14 protein-coding genes, 1 tRNA gene, 1 pseudogene and 1 riboswitch are annotated in these 19933 nt (G+C 70.3%); of the genes and pseudogenes, 13 read left to right on the top strand and 3 right to left on the bottom strand.

Going from position 1 to position 19933, the window contains the following annotated elements; genetic code table 11:
- Positions 1 to 17: 17 nt before the first annotated feature.
- The 10 genes and pseudogenes from ACFYZZ_RS15980 (at position 18) to ACFYZZ_RS15935 (ending at position 12390) form a co-directional block, all read left to right on the top strand.
- Positions 18 to 2303 (top strand): tetratricopeptide repeat protein, encoded by a 2286-nt coding sequence (locus tag ACFYZZ_RS15980; protein WP_389175927.1) that lies wholly within the window; start codon positions 18 to 20, stop codon positions 2301 to 2303.
- On the top strand, positions 2300 to 3577 hold the full coding sequence (locus ACFYZZ_RS15975) for a cytochrome P450 (protein WP_389175926.1): 1278 nt from the start codon (positions 2300 to 2302) through the stop codon (positions 3575 to 3577). Before ACFYZZ_RS15980 ends, ACFYZZ_RS15975 begins: the two co-directional genes overlap by 4 nt.
- A gap of 196 nt (positions 3578 to 3773) precedes the next feature.
- Positions 3774 to 4829, top strand: coding sequence for a transglycosylase family protein (locus ACFYZZ_RS15970; protein ID WP_389175924.1), 1056 nt, complete (start codon positions 3774 to 3776; stop codon positions 4827 to 4829).
- 183 nt (positions 4830 to 5012) lie between these two features.
- Positions 5013 to 5181: riboswitch (cyclic di-AMP (ydaO/yuaA leader) on the top strand.
- A 4-nt stretch (positions 5182 to 5185) separates the two neighbouring features.
- On the top strand, positions 5186 to 5863 hold the full coding sequence (locus ACFYZZ_RS15965) for a transglycosylase family protein (protein ID WP_389175922.1): 678 nt from the start codon (positions 5186 to 5188) through the stop codon (positions 5861 to 5863).
- A gap of 328 nt (positions 5864 to 6191) precedes the next feature.
- Complete coding sequence (gene eno / locus ACFYZZ_RS15960) at positions 6192 to 7478, top strand: phosphopyruvate hydratase (RefSeq protein WP_386573185.1); 1287 nt, start codon at positions 6192 to 6194, stop codon at positions 7476 to 7478.
- 100 nt (positions 7479 to 7578) lie between these two features.
- Positions 7579 to 8055: a septum formation initiator family protein gene (locus ACFYZZ_RS15955; RefSeq protein WP_389175920.1), complete on the top strand. Its 477-nt coding sequence runs from the start codon at positions 7579 to 7581 to the stop codon at positions 8053 to 8055.
- Between the two features lie 28 nt (positions 8056 to 8083).
- Positions 8084 to 8485 (top strand): annotated as a pseudogene (locus ACFYZZ_RS15950) (DUF501 domain-containing protein); the annotation flags it as partial.
- Between the two features lie 204 nt (positions 8486 to 8689).
- Entirely contained in the window at positions 8690 to 9646 is a 957-nt protein-coding gene (locus ACFYZZ_RS15945; RefSeq protein WP_389176862.1) for an exopolyphosphatase, read from the top strand.
- Between the two features lie 444 nt (positions 9647 to 10090).
- Positions 10091 to 11470, top strand: coding sequence for an NAD(P)/FAD-dependent oxidoreductase (locus ACFYZZ_RS15940; protein WP_386573183.1), 1380 nt, complete (start codon positions 10091 to 10093; stop codon positions 11468 to 11470).
- Positions 11471 to 11634: 164 nt separating this feature from the next.
- Positions 11635 to 12390 carry a hypothetical protein gene (locus ACFYZZ_RS15935; RefSeq protein ID WP_389175918.1) on the top strand — a complete coding sequence of 252 codons (756 nt, stop codon included), beginning with the start codon at positions 11635 to 11637 and terminating at the stop codon, positions 12388 to 12390.
- A gap of 11 nt (positions 12391 to 12401) precedes the next feature.
- Here the strand turns inward: ACFYZZ_RS15935 and ACFYZZ_RS15930 are convergent, their stop codons facing one another.
- A complete protein-coding gene (locus tag ACFYZZ_RS15930; RefSeq protein WP_389175917.1) occupies positions 12402 to 13031 on the bottom strand; it encodes a hypothetical protein in 630 nt (209 codons plus the stop codon).
- A gap of 266 nt (positions 13032 to 13297) precedes the next feature.
- Between ACFYZZ_RS15930 and ACFYZZ_RS15925 the strand changes: the two genes are divergently transcribed.
- Positions 13298 to 14587: a class I SAM-dependent methyltransferase gene (locus tag ACFYZZ_RS15925; protein WP_389175915.1), complete on the top strand. Its 1290-nt coding sequence runs from the start codon at positions 13298 to 13300 to the stop codon at positions 14585 to 14587.
- A gap of 59 nt (positions 14588 to 14646) precedes the next feature.
- On the opposite strand, the gene ACFYZZ_RS15920 is transcribed toward ACFYZZ_RS15925, so the two are convergent.
- Positions 14647 to 17175: an ABC transporter permease gene (locus tag ACFYZZ_RS15920; protein WP_389175913.1), complete on the bottom strand. Its 2529-nt coding sequence runs from the start codon at positions 17173 to 17175 to the stop codon at positions 14647 to 14649.
- Positions 17175 to 17999 carry an ABC transporter ATP-binding protein gene (locus ACFYZZ_RS15915; RefSeq protein WP_389175911.1) on the bottom strand — a complete coding sequence of 275 codons (825 nt, stop codon included), beginning with the start codon at positions 17997 to 17999 and terminating at the stop codon, positions 17175 to 17177. The genes ACFYZZ_RS15920 and ACFYZZ_RS15915 overlap by 1 nt, the downstream gene beginning before the upstream one ends.
- Before the next feature lie 392 nt (positions 18000 to 18391).
- Between ACFYZZ_RS15915 and ACFYZZ_RS15910 the strand changes: the two genes are divergently transcribed.
- Both ACFYZZ_RS15910 and ACFYZZ_RS15905 read left to right on the top strand, forming a co-directional pair.
- Positions 18392 to 18475 (top strand) — tRNA-Leu (locus tag ACFYZZ_RS15910).
- A gap of 158 nt (positions 18476 to 18633) precedes the next feature.
- Positions 18634 to 19809: a 4-hydroxybenzoate 3-monooxygenase gene (locus tag ACFYZZ_RS15905; RefSeq protein WP_389175910.1), complete on the top strand. Its 1176-nt coding sequence runs from the start codon at positions 18634 to 18636 to the stop codon at positions 19807 to 19809.
- Positions 19810 to 19933: the final 124 nt, after the last annotated feature.

The raw sequence follows: 19933 nt of genomic DNA, 5'->3' as shown, positions 1-19933 counted from the left end.
GAGGTGTGGGGGCGTGCGTGAGGCTGGAGTCGGAGCTGGCGAGCGTGGGGGCCGAGGTCCTCGTGGCGAGGCGGGACCCGGTGGAGTGGGCCCGGGTGCGGAAGGCGTTCGCGGCCTGGTTCAAGGGCAACGGCGCTCCCGGCTACGAGGCCGAACTCCGCGTCGACCCGTGGCCGGCGGCAGGTCTCACGGAGCTGGAGCAGAAGGTCTGGTTCACGCGCGTGCGCATGACGCTCGACCATGCACCCTCCAGAGATGTTGCGGCCGATCAACTGCGTCGCCTGACAACGGAGTTCGCCCTCATGCAGGATGCGGGACGAGACCCGGACCCCGGCCCGCAGTCGGAGCAGGCCCCGCCCCTTTCCGCAGACCACGTCGACTTCCGGCGCGGCACCTTCCACGACCGGGTCGTGGGGGTGCAGCACAACCACTACGGCGCCGTTCCCGCACCGGCGCAGTGGCGGCCCGTCGGTCAGGTGGGGCCGCGGGAGTTCGGCGTACACCCGACCGGGCCCGTGCCGGGGCTGCCCGACGTACCGCCGTATGTGCCGCGCGACTGCGACGAGGACCTGCGCGCCAAGCTCGCCCGCACCAGCCTGGTGCTGATCCTGGGCGAGCCGTACGCGGGCAAGTCGTACACCGCCTGGCACGGTGTGCGCGCACTGGAGGACCATCGTCTGTACGCTCCGGACCCGGGCGAGGACCTACGTCCGCTGGTGGCCGCACTGCGGAGCGAACCCGGCAGGTACGTCGTCTGGCTGGACGAGCTGACCGACCATCTCGGCCCGGGCCGGCTGGACCTTCGGCTGCTGGGGCGGCTCAACGACCAAGGTGCCGTCGTGCTCGGGACGATGCGCCCCGCCGAGTACTACAGGCGCCGCGCCGGGAGCGCCCCCGGCGACCGGGTCGTCGCCGCGGCGCGCACGGTGGAGCTGGCGCGCGAGTGGAGTGAGGACGAGCTGGCACGGCTGTCGGCGCACGACGACCCACGCGCGTACCCGGCGTACATGTGGAGCGGCAGAGAGGGGGCGGCCTCGTACTTCGCGGTCGGGCATCTTCTGTTCGACGAGTGGCGCCGGGTGGGCACACAACTGGAGCATCCGGGCGGGCAGTTACTGGTGCGGGCGGCGGTCGATCTCGCCCGGTGCGGGGTCACCGGCGCGGTACCGGCCGAGCTGCTAAGGAGCGTTCAGGAGCAGTACGGGGCGCAGGAGGCGGAGTCCTTCGAGGACGCGCTCGCCTGGGCGACGGCGCCGATGTTCGGGGTCTCGGGGCTGCTCGTGGCGGGCGAAGGGGACGGCACCTGGCGGGCGTACGGGGCGCTGGTCGCGGAGGCGCTGCGGTCGGGGGACCTGGAGCCGGTGCCGGACGCGGTGTGGTGGACGCTGCTGGACGCGGCGGAGAACGGGGCACCGCTGGACCGCGGCGTGATTCTCGGGGCGGCCCGCGCGGCGCTGCGCCCGCGTGTCGAGGCGGGGGACGCCGAGGTGCTGTTCAGCCTTGCGATCCGCACCAGGGGCGAGGAGGGCGCGTCCCTGCTGCTCCGGGCGGCCGATGCGGGACACGCGCAGGCGGCGGGAGGGGTGGCGCGGCATTTCCTGCTGATCGACGGGGACGAGCAGGCCGCACTCCCGTATCTGGAGGCTGCCGCGGAGAGCGGGGACTCCTGGGCCGCGCTCCAGCTCGGCCGGATCCACCGCGACCACGCCGAGCGCTGGCTGCGCACGGCCGCGGAGGCGGGAGAGGGCGCGGCGGCACACGAGCTGGGCGACATGCTGGTGGGGCCCGGACGCGAGGACGAGGCGCTGCGCTGGTACCGCAAGGCCGCCGCAGCGGGCCACCGTGAGGTGGCGGGGAGCCTCGGCACCCTCCTGTACTACTGGCACGACGAGGAGGCGGAGGACTGGCTCCGGTACGCCGCCGCATGGGGTGACGCCCGCGCCGTGAACAGCCTCGGCGTCTATCTCGACACCGAGAAGGACGCCGACGAGACCGAGAAGGAACCCATCTTCCGGCAGGCCGCCGAGGGCGGAGACCCGTCCGCGGCGGTCAGCCTCGGCCAAGCGCTGGAGAACCTCGGACGGGACGAGGAGGCGCTGTCGTGGTACCTCAAGGGTCATGAACGGGGAGCCGCGTACGCCGAGCTGCACATGGCCGAGCTGCTGAGGAAGCAGGGGAAGGACACGGAGGCCGAGGAGTGGTTCCGCAAGGCGGCCGCCCTGGACCCGGAAGGCGTCCCCGCATCGCTCCCGGAACCACCCGGCCACACCCCCACCGGCGATCCGGATACCGTCGAGGAGTGACCAGCCAGCCCAGCCACCCCCACCCCCCGACCGCCCCCGATCTCTTCACCTGGGAGTTCGCCAGCGACCCCTACCCCGCCTACGCCTGGCTCCGCGAGCACGCCCCCGTGCGCCGGACCCGGCTGCCCAGCGGGGTCGAGGCCTGGCTGGTCACGCGGTATGCCGATGCCAAGCAGGCCCTCGCCGACCAGCGGCTGAGCAAGAACCCGGCGCATCACGACGAGCCCGCACACGCCAAGGGGAAGACCGGCATCCCGGGCGAGCGCAAGGCCGAGCTGATGACGCACCTGCTGAACATCGACCCGCCGGACCACACCCGCCTGCGCCGGCTGGTCAGCAAGGCGTTCACGCCCCGCAGGGTCGCCGAGTTCGCGCCCCGGGTGCAGGAGCTGACCGACCACCTCATCGACCAGTTCGCGAAGCAGGGCTCTGCCGACCTCATCCACGAGTTCGCGTTCCCGCTCCCCATCTACGCCATCTGCGACCTGCTCGGCGTCCCGCGCGAGGACCAGGACGACTTCCGGGACTGGGCGGGAATGATGATCCGCCACGGGGGAGGGCCGCGGGGCGGGGTCGCGCGGTCGGTCAAGAAGATGCGGGGCTATCTCGCCGAGCTCATCCACAAGAAGCGCGAGGCCCTGCCCGACGACCCCGCCCCCGGCGAGGACCTGATCTCCGGCCTCATCCGCGCCTCCGACCACGGTGAGCACCTCACCGAGAACGAGGCCGCGGCGATGGCCTTCATCCTGCTGTTCGCCGGGTTCGAGACGACCGTGAACCTGATCGGCAACGGCACCTACGCCCTGCTCACCCACCCCGAGCAGCGTCACCGCCTGCAGCGGTCCCTGGCCGCCGGGGAGCGGGACCTCCTGGAGACCGGGGTCGAGGAACTCCTGCGCTACGACGGCCCGGTGGAGCTGGCCACCTGGCGGTTCGCCACCCGGCCGCTCACCATCGGCGGGCAGGACATCGCCGCCGGGGACCCGGTGCTCGTCGTCCTCGCCGCCGCCGACCGGGATCCGGAGCGGTTCGCCGACCCGGACGTCCTGGATCTGTCCCGCCGGGACAACCAGCACCTCGGCTACGGCCACGGCATCCACTACTGCCTCGGTGCCCCGCTCGCCCGTCTGGAGGGCCAGGCCGCGCTCGCCACCCTCCTCACCCGCCTCCCCGACCTGCGGCTCGGGGCGGACCCGGCCGAGCTGCGCTGGCGCGGCGGGCTCATCATGCGCGGCCTGCGCACCCTCCCCGTGGAGTTCACGCCCGTCCCCTGAGCGCGGCTCGAACAGGCCGGACACGGGCAGACGTTCGCACAGTCGAACATGACAGGCACTTTCTTCTGTGATCTTCACGTGATCTACGCGGCATTAACTTGTGACAAGTGATCGTCTGCCGATACGTTCACTCATCAGCGTGGCCCCCGAGTTCCATCGGCCACGCCGGCCCCGCCGTCGCACGAAAGGCTTCCGCATGCTCTCCGGGAACGGTCGTCACCGTCGCCCCCGTCAGGCTCCGGCCCTCCTCGTCGCGGCCGGCGTGACCGGCTCCGCCATCGCCATCCCGCTGCTCGGCGCGGCGAGCGCCAACGCGGCCGACGGCACCACATGGGACAAGGTGGCCGAGTGCGAGAGCGGCGGCTCCTGGAGCGCCGACACCGGCAACGGTTACTACGGCGGCCTGCAGATATCCCAGGACGACTGGGACAAGTACGGCGGCACGAAGTACGCCTCCAGCGCCGACCAGGCCAGCCGTTCGCAGCAGATCGCCGTCGCCGAGAGGATCCTCGACGACCAGGGCACCACCCCCTGGGCCACCTGCGCCCTGCTCTCCGGCATGACATCGAAGTCCGGCTCCGTGGACGTCGACACGGGCGTCTCGGACGCGGGCTCGGACTCCGACTCGGGCTCGGCGCACTCCGGTCACTCCTCCGAGCCCTCGGACTCGTCCAATACGGACGGCAATTCCGATTCCGACGAGAATTCCGACTCGTCCGACCTGTCGGATTCATCCTCCTCGTCGCCCTCGTCCGACTCCTCCTCGGATGTGAAGGGTGAGCCGTCCCCGAGCGCCGACAAGGACGCCGACTCCAAGGGCTCCGGCAGGAGCACAGACGCTCCCAAGTCCGACAAATCCGCATCGCCCGACTCCGGAGACGTTCAGGGGGGCGAGTCCGTCACCACGGACCCCGCAACGGAGGACTCGGACAATTCGTGGCAGACCAGCGGCTCTTCGAGCCTGGTCGACACCGGCGCCCTCAGCAGTGGCGGACGTCACCGCGGTGCGAGTGCGGACGAAAGCGCGACAAACGGTCAGAACGACACCCCGTCGGGTCGCCACGCCGGCCGCGACGCGGGCACCTACACCGTCCGCGAGGGCGACACCCTCTGCTCCATCGCCGACTCCCTTGACCTCGACGGCGGATGGCGCGCGCTCTACGCCGAGAACAAGAAGGCTGTCGGTGCCGACCCGAACCACATCGGTGCCGGTCAGACCCTGAAAGTCGGTGCCGAAAAGGGCGATGAGTAGCGGGAGTTGACGCCCCGCTTCGCTCCCTAATGTCCGTTTTGGCGAAAGTGTGGGATGAGTCTCAGAAGCCCTGATCGTCTTTGAAATTCCGCCGATCGCCTGTTTACGGTCAAGGCCGCTCGTCACCACGAGCCCCGGCATCCGCAACGCCGAGTCCTGCCAGCGGCCGCCCGGGAACAGTCGTCGCGTCATGCGCCGTAGGCAGGAGCGGGGGACCCAAGGTAAGTGCCGGGACCGGCAGTTGATGTCGGTACCGGCTTGGGGTGAAGCCGCGTCCCGTAAGGGCCGCGGCCGGGCAACTCAACCGGCCCGAACCCGACAGCTCACCTCGCAGGCGTCGGTGAGGGGATCGATCCATGCTGTTCTCCGGCAAGGGCACGCACCGTCGTCCGTTCAAGGCCACCCGTGTCATCGCGCTCGCCGGTGTCACCGGCGCCGCCATCGCCGCCCCGCTGATGGCGGTCGGCAACGCCTCCGCCGCCACCGCCTCCGAGTGGGACAAGGTCGCCCAGTGCGAGTCCGGCGGCAACTGGTCGATCAACACCGGCAACGGCTACTACGGCGGCCTGCAGTTCTCCGCCTCCACCTGGGCCGCCTACGGCGGCACCGCCTACGCCGCCCACGCCGACCTGGCCACCAAGCAGCAGCAGATCACCGTCGCCGAGAAGGTCCTCGCCTCCCAGGGCAAGGGCGCCTGGCCGGTCTGCGGCACGGGCCTGTCGAGCACCCCGTACAGCGGCACCGCGGCGGCCCCGTCGAGCAGCACCTCCTCGAAGACCACCACGACCACCACCCGCGCCACCGAGCAGCAGGCCGCCTCCCGGTCCGCCGAGCGCCAGACCGTCACCACCCCGACCGGCAAGAAGGTCAAGAAGGGCGACGGCGAGTACAAGGTGGTCAAGGGTGACACCCTCGGCACGATCGCCGAGAAGCACAAGGTCAAGGGCGGCTGGCAGAAGCTGTTCGAGCTGAACAAGGGCATCGTCGAGGACGCCGACCTCATCTACCCGGGCCAGCAGCTGCACCTGAAGTGACACCTGGCTCCCACCGGAACCACAGCGCTCTCACAAGGCCTGCCCCCACTCTGAAGGCCTCGTGAGGGTCTTCCCCCCGTCCCCACGGGCTCCCCGTCCCGGCGCGTGTTCCCCCGTACGCGCCGGGACGGGGTTGTTTGTTCCCCGCCCTGTTTCCCCACTCTTCAGTCGGGCCTCATTCGGAAGACCCTTTGTTTCGAGCGAGAACAAAAGGTACCGTCTGCGTGTCCACGGGACGGTCGGTCGGTGGCCGACGCCCCCAGGACGGTTAGGCTCTAGGCGCAAGGCACACAAGCCCCGCACAACCAGCGTCACATCCACGAAGGAGATGCTCGTGCCGTCCATCGACGTCGTCGTAGCCCGGGAAATCCTGGACTCCCGAGGCAACCCCACGGTCGAGGTCGAGGTCGGCCTCGACGACGGCAGCACGGGTCGTGCCGCCGTCCCGTCCGGCGCCTCCACCGGCGCCTTCGAGGCCATCGAGCTGCGCGACGGTGACCCGAACCGCTACCAGGGCAAGGGTGTCGAGAAGGCCGTCCTCGCCGTCATCGAGCAGATCGGCCCGGAGCTGGTCGGCTACGACGCCACCGAGCAGCGCCTGATCGACCAGGCCATGTTCGACCTGGACGCCACCGACAACAAGGGCTCCCTCGGCGCCAACGCCATCCTCGGCGTCTCCCTCGCCGTCGCCCACGCCGCCTCCGAGGCCAGCGACCTCCCGCTCTTCCGCTACCTGGGCGGCCCGAACGCGCACCTGCTGCCGGTGCCGATGATGAACATCCTGAACGGCGGCTCGCACGCCGACTCCAACGTGGACATCCAGGAGTTCATGATCGCCCCGATCGGCGCGGAGTCCTTCTCCGAGGCCCTGCGCTGGGGCACCGAGGTCTACCACACCCTGAAGAAGGTCCTGAAGGGCAAGGGCCTGTCCACCGGCCTCGGCGACGAGGGCGGCTTCGCCCCGAACCTCGGCTCCAACCGCGAGGCCCTCGACCTCATCCTCGAGGCCATCAAGCAGGCCGGCTACGTCCCCGGTGAGCAGATCGCGCTCGCGCTCGACGTCGCCGCGTCCGAGTTCTACAAGGACGGCAAGTACGAGTTCGAGGGCAAGTCCCGCTCGGCCGCCGAGATGACCGAGTACTACGAGGAGCTCGTGGCGGCCTACCCGCTCGTCTCCATCGAGGACCCGCTGTTCGAGGACGACTGGGCCGGCTGGAAGGTCATCACCGACAAGCTCGGCGACAAGGTCCAGCTGGTCGGCGACGACCTGTTCGTCACCAACCCGGAGCGCCTGGCCCGCGGCATCGAGGAGGGCACCGCCAACGCCCTGCTCGTGAAGGTGAACCAGATCGGTTCGCTGACCGAGACCCTGGACGCCGTCGAGCTGGCCCAGCGCAACGGCTTCAAGTGCATGATGTCCCACCGCTCCGGCGAGACCGAGGACGTCACCATCGCCGACCTGGCCGTCGCCACCAACTGCGGCCAGATCAAGACCGGCGCCCCGGCCCGCTCCGAGCGCGTCGCCAAGTACAACCAGCTGCTGCGCATCGAGGAGATCCTCGACGACGCCGCGGTGTACGCCGGCCGCTCGGCCTTCCCCCGTTTCAAGGGCTGACCCCTCTCGGGCCGATCCTCAGCCAGTCGTACGTACGTCCCCGTACTCGGTCCCGTACCGTGTGCGGGGACGTACGCGCGTGTGAAGGGGAGGCGGGGACATGGCCGTGAAGGACCGGGACCGGTTCTCCACCGCGACCAGGCTCAAGCTGCTCGGCGAGCAGACGGCGGCCCGCGTCTACCGCTCCCAGACCAAGCGGCAGGCCCGCCGCTCCCGCCTCACCGGCCGCGCGGCGCTGCTGGCGCTCGTGCTGTGCTCGCTGATCGTCGCGCTCGCCTATCCGATGCGGCAGTACGTTTCCCAGCGCGCCGAGATCGCCGACCAGCAGCGGCAGCAGGAACAGGCCCGGAGGCGCGTGGAACAGCTGCGCGACCTCAAGGCGCGCTGGCAGGACGACGCCTATGCCGAGCAGCAGATCCGGCGCAGGCTGCACTATGTGATGCCCGGCGAGACCGGGTACGTCGTGATCGACCCGGGCACGGCCAAGCAGTCCCGCGCCGACCTCAGGGCCGCCCACCGGCCCTGGTACGCGAACGTCTGGGACGGGGTCGACAAGTCCGACGCCTCCGACCAGTGAACCGACAGAAAGACAGCTGAACACAGTCATGGAAACGCCTCCGCCGCCCACTCCGCGTACCGAGCCGACCGACGCGGACGTCGAGGCCTTCAAGCAGCAGCTCGGGCGTCCGCCGCGCGGGCTGAGGGCGATCGCGCACCGGTGCCCGTGCGGGCAGCCGGACGTCGTGGAGACCGCCCCGCGGCTGCCGGACGGCACGCCCTTCCCGACGACGTACTACCTGACGTGCCCGCGCGCCGCCTCGGCGATCGGCACGCTGGAGGCGGACGGCGTCATGAAGGAGATGACGGAGCGGCTGCAGAACGACCCCGAGCTGGCCGCCGCGTACCGGGCCGCGCACGAGGACTACATCCGGCGCCGGGACGAGATCGAGGTCCTGGCGGGCTTCCCGAGCGCGGGCGGCATGCCGGACCGGGTGAAGTGCCTGCACGTTCTCGTGGCCCACTCGCTGGCCGCCGGCCCGGGCGTGAACCCGCTCGGCGACGAGGCGATCGCCATGCTCCCGGAGTGGTGGCGCAAGGGGCCGTGCGTGCAGCCGCTCGTGGCGCCCGATCCCGCGGACGAGCACCCGGGCGAGGACGGGGTGATCCTCGACCTCACCGAGGACCGCCGCGGCTTCTTCGCCTACCGGCCCCTGGTCGCCGAGAGGTTCACCCGTGTCGCCGCCGTCGACTGCGGTACGAACTCGATCCGGCTGCTCGTCGCCGACGTCAATCCGGCCACCGGCGAGCTGCTGGAGCTGGACCGGCGCATGACGATCGTGCGGCTCGGCCAGGACGTGGACCGCACCGGCCGGCTGGCGCCCGAGGCGCTGGAGCGCACCTTCGCGGCCTGCCGCGAGTACGCGGACGTCATCCGTGAACTCGGCGCCACCAAGGTGCGGTTCGTCGCCACCTCCGCCTCCCGGGACGCGGAGAACCGGGACGACTTCGTGCGCGGTGTCGTCGACATCCTCGGTGTCGAGCCCGAGGTCATCAGCGGTGACCAGGAGGCCGAGTTCTCCTTCACCGGCGCCACGAAGGAACTGAGGGGCCGCGAGGACCTCGCCAAGCCCTACCTGGTGGTGGACATCGGCGGCGGCTCCACCGAGTTCGTCGTGGGCGAGGACCACGTACGGGCCGCGCGGTCCGTCGACGTCGGCTGCGTGCGGATGACCGAGCGGCATCTGGTGCAGGACGGCAAGGTGAGCGACCCGCCCACCGCGGAGCAGATCGCCGCGATGCGGGCCGACATCGAGGCCGCCCTGGACCTGGCCGAGGAGTCGGTCCCGCTGCGCGAGGCGCACACCCTGGTCGGCCTGGCCGGCTCGGTGACCACCGTGTCCGCGATCGCCCAGGACCTGCCCGAGTACGACTCCGCGCGCATCCACCACTCCCGTATCTCCCGCGACCGTGTCCGCGAGATCACCGAGTGGCTGCTGCGCTCCACGCACGCCGAGCGCGCCGCGATCCCGTCCATGCACCCGGGCCGGGTCGACGTCATCGGCGCGGGCGCCCTCGTGCTGCTCGCGATCATGGAGCGGACCGGGGCCGAGGAGGTCGTCGTCAGCGAGCACGACATCCTCGACGGCATCGCGTGGTCGGTGGCGTAGCTCTCTTTTGTTACTCGTTGGTAGCTGCCGACTGAGCAGGTCGGATAACGTCTGAGCGGGACTGAGGGGCCCTCACGGGCCCCTCGGTGACGGTCGGTCGGAAAAGTTCGTGAAGTTCTTCACAAGGAATTCCGCCTCGTGGAACCGTAAAAAGGGGCCGGTTGGCCCTTCCGTGGATGCCCAGGCCGTTTGAACATGTTCAGACGGTGGATGCAACAGGGGCTCGGAAGGGGGTGCTCCAGGGGTGTTGCGAGGTGCTCACAACCACCCCGGTCGTACAGAGAGGCAGCTCACGCGGCCTTGACAACGGGTCAGACCGCCCGGGGGTTCCCCCTCGGCGCCATGACCTGCGTCACGCGGGTCGCGGAGTTTAGCACAGGGCCTGTCGGAGCTTGTGAAGGGGCGCACGAGCACCCCTCCTGGGGCGGGTGGATACTCGATGGCATGAGCACCACGGAGCGTCCCAGGATCCTCGTAGTAGGCGGTGGGTACGTAGGCCTGTACGCAGCTCGGCGCATCCTCAAGAAGATGCGCTACGGCGAGGCGACCGTCACGGTCGTCGACCCCCGGTCGTACATGACCTACCAGCCCTTCCTCCCCGAAGCCGCCGCCGGCAGCATCTCCCCTCGGCACGTCGTCGTCCCGCTGCGACGCGTGCTGCCGAAGGCGGAGGTCCTCACCGGCCGGGTCACGACCATCGACCAGGACCGCAAGGTCGCCACGATCGCCCCGCTGGTGGGCGAGGCGTACGAGCTGCCCTTCGACTACCTCGTCATCGCGATGGGCGCGGTCTCCCGCACCTTCCCGATCCCCGGCCTCGCCGAGCAGGGCATCGGCATGAAGGGCATCGAGGAGTCCATCGGCCTGCGCAACCACGTCCTCGAGCAGCTGGACAAGGCCGACTCCACGACCGACGAGGAGATCCGCCGCAAGGCGCTCACCTTCGTCTTCATCGGTGGTGGCTTCGCGGGTGCGGAGACCATCGGCGAGGTCGAGGACATGGCCCGGGACGCGGCCAAGTACTACAAGAACGTCTCCCGCGAGGACATGCGCTTCGTCCTCGTCGACGCCGCCGACAAGATCCTTCCCGAGGTCGGTCCCAAGCTCGGCCAGTACGGCAGGGAGCACCTGGAGAGCCGGGGCGTGGAGATCTACCTCTCCACCTCCATGGACTCCTGCGTCGACGGCCACGTGGTGCTGAAGAACGGCCTCGAGGTCGACTCCAACACCATCGTCTGGACCGCCGGCGTCAAGCCGAACCCGGCCCTGGCCCGCTTCGGCCTGCCCCTCGGCCCCCGCGGTCACGTCGACTGCGAGCCGACCCTCCAGGTCGCCGGCACCGACTACATCTGGGCCGCGGGCGACAACGCCCAGGTGCCCGACCTGGTCGGCCGCAAGGCGGGCAACGAGAACGCCTGGTGCCCGCCGAACGCCCAGCACGCGCTGCGTCAGGCGCGCGTCCTCGGCGACAACGTGATCTCCGGTATGCGGGGCTTCCCGCAGAAGGAGTACGAGCACGCCAACAAGGGTGCGGTGGCCGGTCTCGGCCTGCACAAGGGCGTGGCGATGATCGTCATGGGCAAGATGAAGATCAAGCTCAAGGGACGCCTCGCCTGGTACATGCACCGTGGCTACCACGGTCTGGCGATGCCGACCTGGAACCGCAAGATCCGCGTCTTCGCCGACTGGACCCTCGCCATGTTCCTCAAGCGCGAGGTCGTCTCCCTCGGCGCCATGGAGAACCCGCGCGAGGAGTTCTACGAGGCTGCCAAGCCGGCGCCGGTCGCCGCCGCCAAGACCGGCGAGAAGGCCAAGGCCTCCTGACCTCCGGTCGTCCGACAGCCCGAAGGGGCCGCCCGCCATCCGTGGTGCGGGCGGCCCCTTCGTCGTGTGCGCCGTACCGTCCCAGGGAGTCGATCGGGCCGTCAGTGGGGTGATCTCTGCACGCGCCGCCCCGGCATTGCGGGCGCGGGTGGTACAGGAGCCACGTGAGCACGCAACCGCCGCTCGGCCCGCCACCCGGCCCCCTGTTCGGGGTCCCCGGCTCCGGTCAGCCGCCTCCCCGGCGCCCCTGGTGGCTCAGGCCGCCCGCGCTCATCGGCGCTGCCGCCGCCGTGGCGGCGATCGTGGTGGGGCTCGTGATCCTGCTCGGCGGCGGCGAGCCGGGACACGAACGTGTCGAGACCGCCGCACAGGCCCGGAACCTCGCCAGGCGCGTGGCCCTGAAGCCCGCGGACTGGGGCTCCGGCTATGTGCGCAGCACCCCCTACGAAACCGGCGACGTCACGGAGTCGTTCGCCGACGCCAGCTGCTACCTCGCGGTGCAGACACCGGTGAACATGCTGGCCGCTCTGGAGCGCAACGCCCAGAGCCCGGACCGGAGGGTGGTCAACACGTCGACGGTCATCGTTCATCGGGACACCGCGTCCGCCGCGGCGGACATTGCCCGGTTCCGCACGGACGCACGGCGATGCAGGACGGAGTACGACTCCGCGAGCAAGCAGAAGTGGGTGGACGTGCGCGCGGTCGACGTTCCGGGCCTGAAGGGCTTCGACGAGGTGGGGGGCGAGGAGGGCCATCAGGTCGTCGACGAGACGGGCCTGAAGCTGGACGAGTACTACACGCAGCTCACCGGCCGCAAAGGGCAGGTCCTGATGCAGGCGACCGTCGCCCGCTCGGGCGGCCAGGGGCGCAACCGTGAGGAGGCGGTGCACGCCCTCACGCTCATGCTCAGCCGCCTGTAGCGGGCGTCGGGTCACGAGGACCGGGTGGTGGTGCCGCTCGGCAGCTGGAGGCTGCTGAGGGACTGCCGGTAGTCCGCGTCCATGGTCTTCTGCGCGTCCTTGGTGCCCAGAACCTCGATCTGGACCAGGTGGTCGCCGAGATCGACGAAGCGGGTATGACCGGCCGTGCCGTCACCGGTGGAGAGGTCCGCGTCGAGCACGGGCTGGCCGCCGTCCGTGGTGCTTTCCCGGACCTCGTGACTGGTGAGCCGGTCGTCGGCGGACCGGGAGTCCTTGTTGTAGTTGTCCAGCGCGTTCTTGAGGCTGCCCTTCAGGTCCCACTGGCCACCGCCGCGCGGCGCGTCGTAGACCACGAAGCCGATGACTCCGTAGTCGGTGCCCACCTGGTAGGTGCGGGCCTGGAAGCCGTTCACGGTGTCCTTCTGCACCTGGGCGTCCCCGGGCAACTCGGCTGTGACACCGCTCGGGTCGTCGGTGCTCTGCGTCCACCGCGTGGCGGCGTCGGCGACGGCCGCCGTGGCGGCGGCCGGGGGCGTCGCCGGAGCGGCGAAGGCACTCGTGGGCAGCAGCACGCCGCCGGTGATCACGGTGGTCGAAGCGGCGAGCAGGGCAAGGCGCCGGAACCTGGCGAGAGGGGTCATGGGAGTTCACATCCAGAAGTAGTGAGGAAGGCGCGAACGGGATGTTCTGCCTCTATTAGGACCTTCTGGTCCAAGAGGGGCATGGCCCTGGATCTCGGGACTTGACCGAACACGGTCCCCAGCGCTAACGCGGGAGTGTGACGGTTCGGCCATCGTGTCGGCAGGAGCGTGCGGAGGGGAATGACGTCGGCGTGCCGGGTCGTTTCTCTGCCAGCCGGATGGAGACGATCCAGCGGGCAGCCGATTCCTTTCACCGGAGGTGCGCCATGGCCGAAGCCGCGTCGCGGCTGAGGAGTCTTGCCGAGCAGATGCTGGGAGCCCCGCTCCCGGTGCGGCTACGAGCCTGGGACGGATCGCAGGCGGGACCGCCGGACGCGCCGACGCTCGTCGTCCGCAACCGCCGCGCCCTGCGCCACATGTTGTTCAAACCGGGCGAGCTGGGCCTCGCCCGCGCCTGGGTCGCCGGAGACCTGGGCATCGAGGGCGACCTGTACGCCGCACTCGACGCCATGGCCGCACTGGTGTGGGAACGCGGGGAGGACTCCCGCAGCCTCGCCCAGGCACTGCGCGACCCCGAGGTACGGGCCGCCGGTCGCGAGCTGCTCAAGCTCGTCGGGCCGCCGATCCCGCCCGCCCCGCCGCGCGAGGAGGTCCGCCGACGCCGTCATCTGCACACGCGGCGCAGCGACAAGGAGGCCATCAGCCACCACTACGACGTCGGCAACGACTTCTACGAGATCGTCCTCGGACCGTCGATGGTCTACTCGTGCGCGTACTGGGAGGACGGCGGCACCCTGGAGTCCGCCCAGCGCGACAAGCTCGAACTCGTCTGCGCCAAGCTCGGCCTGAAGGAGGGCCAGCGGCTGCTGGACGTCGGCTGCGGCTGGGGCTCGATGGCCATCCATGCGGCCCGTGAGCACGGCGTGAGCGTCGTCGGGGTCACGCTGTCTCAGGAACAGGCCGCGTACGCCCGTAAGCGCGTCGCGGACGAGGGCCTGACCGACCGGGTGGAGATCAGGGTCCAGGACTACCGGGACGTCGTGGACGGCCCCTATGACGCCATCTCCTCCATCGGCATGGCCGAACACGTCGGCGCCGAACGCTACCTGGCGTACGCGCGCAGTCTGTCCGCCCTGCTGAAGCCCGGCGGACGGCTGCTCAACCACCAGATCGCCCGTCGCCCGCAGCACGACGAATCCGCGTACGAGACCGACCGGTTCATCGACGCCTACGTCTTCCCCGACGGCGAACTCGCCCCGGTCGGCACCACCGTCACCCAGCTGGAGCGCGCCGGCTTCGAGGTCCGGGACGTGGAGTCGCTCCGCGAGCACTACGCCCGCACCCTGCGCCGGTGGGTCGCCAACCTGGAGGCCGACTGGGACCGCGCGGTCCGCCTCACCAGCCCCGGCCGCGCCCGCGTCTGGCTGCTGTACATGGCCGCCTGCGCGCTCGCCTTCGAACGCAACCGCATCGGCGTCAACCAGGTCCTGGCGGTCCGCACCCCGGAGCCCGGCGGGTCCGGCCTGCCACTGCGCACCCGCACCTGGAACTCCTGACCGGGCATGCCCAAGGGCCCCGCTCCGTCCCGGAGCGGGGCCCTTGGTCCGTCGTACGGCTACTCGGCCTTGATCGCCGTCAGCATGTTCAGCCGGGCCGCGCGCCGGGCCGGCCACAGCGCGGCCAGGATGCCGACCACCGCCGCCAGCAGCAGGAAGACCGTCATCCGGCCCCAGGGCAGGACCAGTTCGTACGTCGCCATCTTCGTGCCCAGCAGCTCACCGGCCGCCCAGCCGAAGAACACGCCCAGACCGATGCCCAGTACGCCGCCGAACAGGGAGATCACCAGGGACTCCAGGCGGACCATCCGCTTGACGGCGGCCCGGTCCAGGCCGATCGCGCGGAGCATGCCGATCTCCTGCGAGCGCTCGAAGACCGACATGGCCAGGGTGTTGATGACACCGAGGACCGCGACGATCACCGCCATGCCGAGCAGGCCGTAGAGCATGTTCAGCATCGTCGTGAACATCTTCGCGATGTCGTTGGAGATGTCCTGCTTGTCCTGGACCTTGATCGCCGGGTTGGAGCCGAGCGCCTTCTCCAGCCGGTCCTTGACCGAATCGGAGGTGCCGTCCGCCGTCTTGACCATGACCTGCATGTCCGAGGCGTCACTCAGGTGCGGGGTGAGGACACGGTTGTCGATCATGATTCCGTTGAGCATGTCGTTGCCCTCGTAGACCCCGGCGACGGTCAGCTTCTGCGCCTTGCCGTCCTCGTAGTGCACCGTGAACCGCGAACCGGCCTTCCAGCCGTAGTCCTTGGCCCGGCCCTGGTCCACGACCACCTGCGTGCCGCCGACCTTGAAGGCGCCGTCGGCCACCTTGAGGTCCGTCAGCTCGGCGATGGCCGGGCCGTTGACGCCGGTCAGGAACTCGGTCTGGCCGTCGACGCGGGACACGGCGTTGCGCAGCGGGCTGCTGGCGGTGACGTCGGAGTCGGCGGCGATCTTCTTCGCCACGTCGGGGGAGAGCGGGCCGCGGTTGGCCATCGAGACGACGTAGTCGGCACGGATCGCCGAGCTGGCCATCTTGTCGATCGACGTCTGCAGGCTGCCCGCCATCACCGTCATACCGGTGATCAGGGTCAGGCCGATCATCAGCGCGGACGCCGTGGCCGCCGTACGGCGCGGGTTGCGCACCGAGTTCTGGCGGGCCAGCTTGCCCGAGACGCCGAACACGCGCAGCACCGGGGCGGCGGCCGCGATCAGCGGGCGGGACAGGAGGGGGGTCAGGATGAACACGCCGATGATGAGCAGGACCGCGCCGAGACCCATCGGACCCTCGGCGGCGTCGGCGTCCATCGTGGTGGCCGCGAGGACCACCGCGACACCGGCCGCCGAGAACAGCGCGCCGAGCGTGTTGCGCAGCACCAGCGACCTGGTGGTCGCCTTGGCGTGCACGCTGCTCATCGCCGCCACCGGCGGGATCTTCGCGGCCCGGCGGCCCGGCAGCCAGGCGGCGAGCACGGTGATGACGATGCCGACCGCCAGGGCGGCCACCACGGTGCCCGGCGTGATCACCAGCGGCCCGTCCGGCACACCCGCGCCGAAGGAGCCCAGCAGGCTCCGCAGCCCCGCGCCGATGCCGACGCCGGCGACCAGACCGGTCACACCGGCGACCGTGCCGACCGCGAACGCCTCGATCAGCACCGACCGGGTGATCTGCCGGCGAGAGGCGCCGACCGCCCGCAGCAGGGCCAGTTCCCGGGTGCGCTGGGCGACCAGCATGGTGAAGGTGTTGGCGATGATGAACGTGCCGACGAACAGGGCGATACCGGCGAAGACCAGCAGCGCCTGCTTCAGGCCGCTCATCGAGGAGGAGATCTGCTGCGCCTGGTCGTCGGCGAGCTGCTTGCCGGTGGTGGTCTCCACCAGCTTCGACGGCAGCGCCTGGTCCAGCGCGGCCCGCAGCGCGGTCTGGCTGGTTCCCGCCGCCGCCTTCACGTCGATCTCGTCGTACGCGCCCTTCTTGCCGAACAGCGCCTGGGCGGTCGGCGTGTCGAAGAGGGCGAGGCTGCCGCCCGCGGCCACGTTGCCGTCGTCGGTGGTGAAGATGCCGCTGATGCGCGGGGTGAGCACCGGGCCGTCGACCGAGATGCGCACGGTGTCGCCGACCTTGTAGCCGGCGCGCTCGGCGGTCCTGGAGTCGATCAGGACCTCGCCCTTGCCGCTGGGCGCGTGGCCGCTGACCAGCGGGTAGCGGGCGTCCTTGGTGCCCCAGTAGTTGCCGCCCTCGGACTGCCAGCCGCCGCCGAGCAGCTTGCCGTCCTTGTCGGCGATCGCGGTGAAGCCGGTGACGACACCGGTGGCGGAGGCGGCGCCCGGGACCTTGCCGGCCTTGTCGAGCAGCGCCTGGGTCAGCTCGGGGGTCTTGCCGACCTGGTCGCCCTTAGAGTCCTGGTACTCGGCCGTGACGGCGACGTCGACCTGGTCGAAGCCCTTGGCGGAGCTCTTCTGGTACGCCTCGGAGATGGTGTTGGTGAAGACCAGCGTCCCGGACACGAACGCCACGCCGAGCATGACGGCGAGCACGGTCATCAGGAGCCGGGCCTTGTGCGCGAGTACGTTGCGCAGGGCGGTGCGGAGCATCAGCTGGTACGGCCCTTCGCGTCGAACTCGGGGGTCTGGGGCCGCGCGGCGGAGCCGCTGGTGTTACCGCCCCCAGGAAGACTGCGCATCAGGTCGAGCACGGAGTCGGCCGTGGGGCCGTGGATCTCGTCGACGATGCGCCCGTCGGCCAGGAAGACCACGCGGTCCGCGTAGGCCGCGGCGACCGGGTCGTGGGTCACCATGACCACCGTCTGGCCCAGTTCGCGCACGGAGTTGCGCAGGAAGCCCAGCACCTCCGCGCCGGAGCGCGAGTCGAGGTTTCCGGTCGGCTCGTCACCGAAGATGATCTCGGGCTTGGAGGCGAGCGCACGGGCGACGGCGACACGCTGCTGCTGGCCGCCGGACAGCTGCGAGGGCCGGTGGCTGAGCCGGCCGGAGAGGCCGACCATCTGGATGACCTGGTCCAGCCACGCCTTGTCGGCCTTACGGCCCGCGATGTCCATCGGGAGGGTGATGTTCTCCAGCGCGGTCAGCGTGGGCAGCAGGTTGAAGGCCTGGAAGATGAAGCCGATCTTGTCCCGGCGCAACTTGGTGAGCTGCTTGTCCTTCAGGGAGCCCAGCTCGGTGTCGCCGATCCGCACGGAGCCCGAGGAGAAGGTGTCCAGGCCCGCCACGCAGTGCATCAGCGTGGACTTGCCGGAGCCGGACGGGCCCATGATCGCGGTGAACTCGGCCTGCCGGAAGTCGACGGAGACCCGGTCCAGGGCGACCACCCGGGTCTCGCCCTGCCCATAGATCTTCGACAGCTCCGTGGCGCGTGCGGCCACGGCCGTGGTCCGGCCGGCGGTGGGTGTGGTGGTCACGGGAAGGTGCTCCTGTCGGGACGACGTCGGTTCGTGGGGACCGATCCATCGTCTCGGCCGCCGGCGCCCGTGTAGTCAGTCGCTGATCCGGTTCCGAGGGGCGACTCCGGTCGGACGGAGCGGGCCCGAGTCATACCTGGGGAGGACGGTCGCCCCTGACACCCGCGGGGTGCAGAACCGGACGACCGCCCTCGTTCGGTAGGTGAAATTCCGTCATTCCGTGTACGCGCGCGCCCACGCCACGTCACGCTATTGGCAAGTGCGGATGGCGCGTTCCGTGGGCTGATGCACCCTCAGACGTCAATAAAATAAGACAACATCGGGCTGTCCCCTCCGCTGTTCGAGGGATGCGCACCGATAGGCTCGGAACCTCGAAGCGGAGCCCATGGCCTGCCCGGATGGTGGAATGCAGACACGGCGAGCTTAAACCTCGCTGCCCCTTCGCGGGCGTGCCGGTTCAAGTCCGGCTCCGGGCACTTTCCGTCTTCGCACCCACCTCTCACATGACAGCACAACCGTTGACAGCGGTGTGCCCACAGTCGGAGACTCACGCTCGCTACTCAGTGAAAGAAATTTCACCAGACGAACAGACCGTGTGTCAGAGGACTGTGTGTCAGAGGGAAGGGAACGGCCGATGCGTACCACCGTCGGGATCATCGGAGCCGGTCCGGCCGGACTGCTGCTCGCGCGGCTGCTGCACCGCGCCGGCATCGACTCGGTCGTCCTGGAGAGCCGCGACCGCGCCTACGTGGAGCACCGGCAGCGCGCCGGGATCCTGGAGCAGGGCACGGTGGACGTGCTGCGCGAGGCCGGAGCCGGGCGGCGGATGGACCGCGAGGGGCTCAGGCACGACGGCATCGAACTGCGCTTCGACCGGCGCCGCCATCGCGTCGACTTCCCCGGACTCACCGGCGGGCGGTCCGTGATGGTCTACGCCCAGACGGAGGTCTGCAAGGACCTCATAGCCCTCCAACTGAAGGAGGGCGGCCCGCTGCTGTTCGAGGCGGAGGCGCTCGCCGTCGAGGGCGCGGAGGGCGACCGGCCGCGGATCCCCTTCTGGCACCAGGGGTGCGAGGACGTGCTGGAATGCGACTACGTCGTCGGCTGCGACGGCTTCTGGGGCGTGGCCAGAAAGGCCTTCCCGGCCGCCGTCTCCCAGGTGTTCGAACGGTCGTACCCCTACGCCTGGCTGGGCATCCTCGCCGATGTCGCCCCCTCGCACGACGAACTGGTCTACGCCCGCCACGACCGAGGCTTCGCCCTGCTCTCCATGCGCTCGCCGTCCGTCTCCCGCCTCTACCTCCAGGTGCCCGCGGACACCAAGCCCGAGGAGTGGAGCGACGACGCGATCTGGACCGAACTGGAGCGGCGCTTCGCGACCGACGACGGCTGGACGCTGGAACGCGGGCCCATCACCCAGAAGTCCGTCACCCCCATGCGCTCCTTCGTGCACGAGCCGATGCGCCACGGCCGGCTCTTCCTCGCCGGCGACGCCGCCCACATCGTGCCGCCCACGGGCGCGAAGGGGCTGAACCTGGCCGTCGGGGACGTCATGACCCTCGTCCGGGCACTCGTCCACGAGAGGGAGACCGGCTCCCCCGGCCTCCTCGACGCCTACTCGGCGACCTGTCTGCGCCGCGTCTGGCAGGCCGAACGGTTCTCCTACGACATGACGACCCTGCTCCATCGCGCCCCGGACGCCACCGACTTCGACGCCCGCCTCCAGCTGGCCCGGCTGGAACGCATCGCCTCCTCCCGCGCGGCCGAGACCGATCTGGCCGAGGCCTATACCGGCTTCCCCCTTGACTGAGCCGCCCATGGCCGGGAATGAGCCTTCCGGTTAGCGTGTTGCGCAGCACGGCAGGGGAAAGATCCTCCGCAGGTATTACGGTCGATCCTTTGCCAATCCATTACCCTTGAGGCCAAGGCCGCGC

The organism is Streptomyces sp. NPDC001816 (assembly GCF_042892235.1).
Taxonomy (GTDB): Bacteria; Actinomycetota; Actinomycetes; order Streptomycetales; family Streptomycetaceae; genus Streptomyces.
The sequence above is the reverse complement of the archived record's forward strand: the minus strand, read 5'-3'. Positions and strand labels throughout refer to the sequence as shown.

Bases quoted from the DNA above. Each gene is read 5' to 3' on its own strand.
- eno (WP_386573185.1), top strand. From the start codon at position 6,192: ATGCTCGTGCCGTCCATCGACGTCGTCGTAGCCCGGGAAATCCTGGAC.
- ACFYZZ_RS15970 (WP_389175924.1), top strand. From the start codon at position 3,774: ATGCTCTCCGGGAACGGTCGTCACCGTCGCCCCCGTCAGGCTCCGGCC.
- ACFYZZ_RS15930 (WP_389175917.1), bottom strand. From the start codon at position 13,031: ATGACCCCTCTCGCCAGGTTCCGGCGCCTTGCCCTGCTCGCCGCTTCG.
- ACFYZZ_RS15955 (WP_389175920.1), top strand. From the start codon at position 7,579: ATGGCCGTGAAGGACCGGGACCGGTTCTCCACCGCGACCAGGCTCAAG.
- ACFYZZ_RS15940 (WP_386573183.1), top strand. From the start codon at position 10,091: ATGAGCACCACGGAGCGTCCCAGGATCCTCGTAGTAGGCGGTGGGTAC.
- ACFYZZ_RS15920 (WP_389175913.1), bottom strand. From the start codon at position 17,175: ATGCTCCGCACCGCCCTGCGCAACGTACTCGCGCACAAGGCCCGGCTC.
- ACFYZZ_RS15905 (WP_389175910.1), top strand. From the start codon at position 18,634: ATGCGTACCACCGTCGGGATCATCGGAGCCGGTCCGGCCGGACTGCTG.
- ACFYZZ_RS15965 (WP_389175922.1), top strand. From the start codon at position 5,186: ATGCTGTTCTCCGGCAAGGGCACGCACCGTCGTCCGTTCAAGGCCACC.
- ACFYZZ_RS15925 (WP_389175915.1), top strand. From the start codon at position 13,298: ATGGCCGAAGCCGCGTCGCGGCTGAGGAGTCTTGCCGAGCAGATGCTG.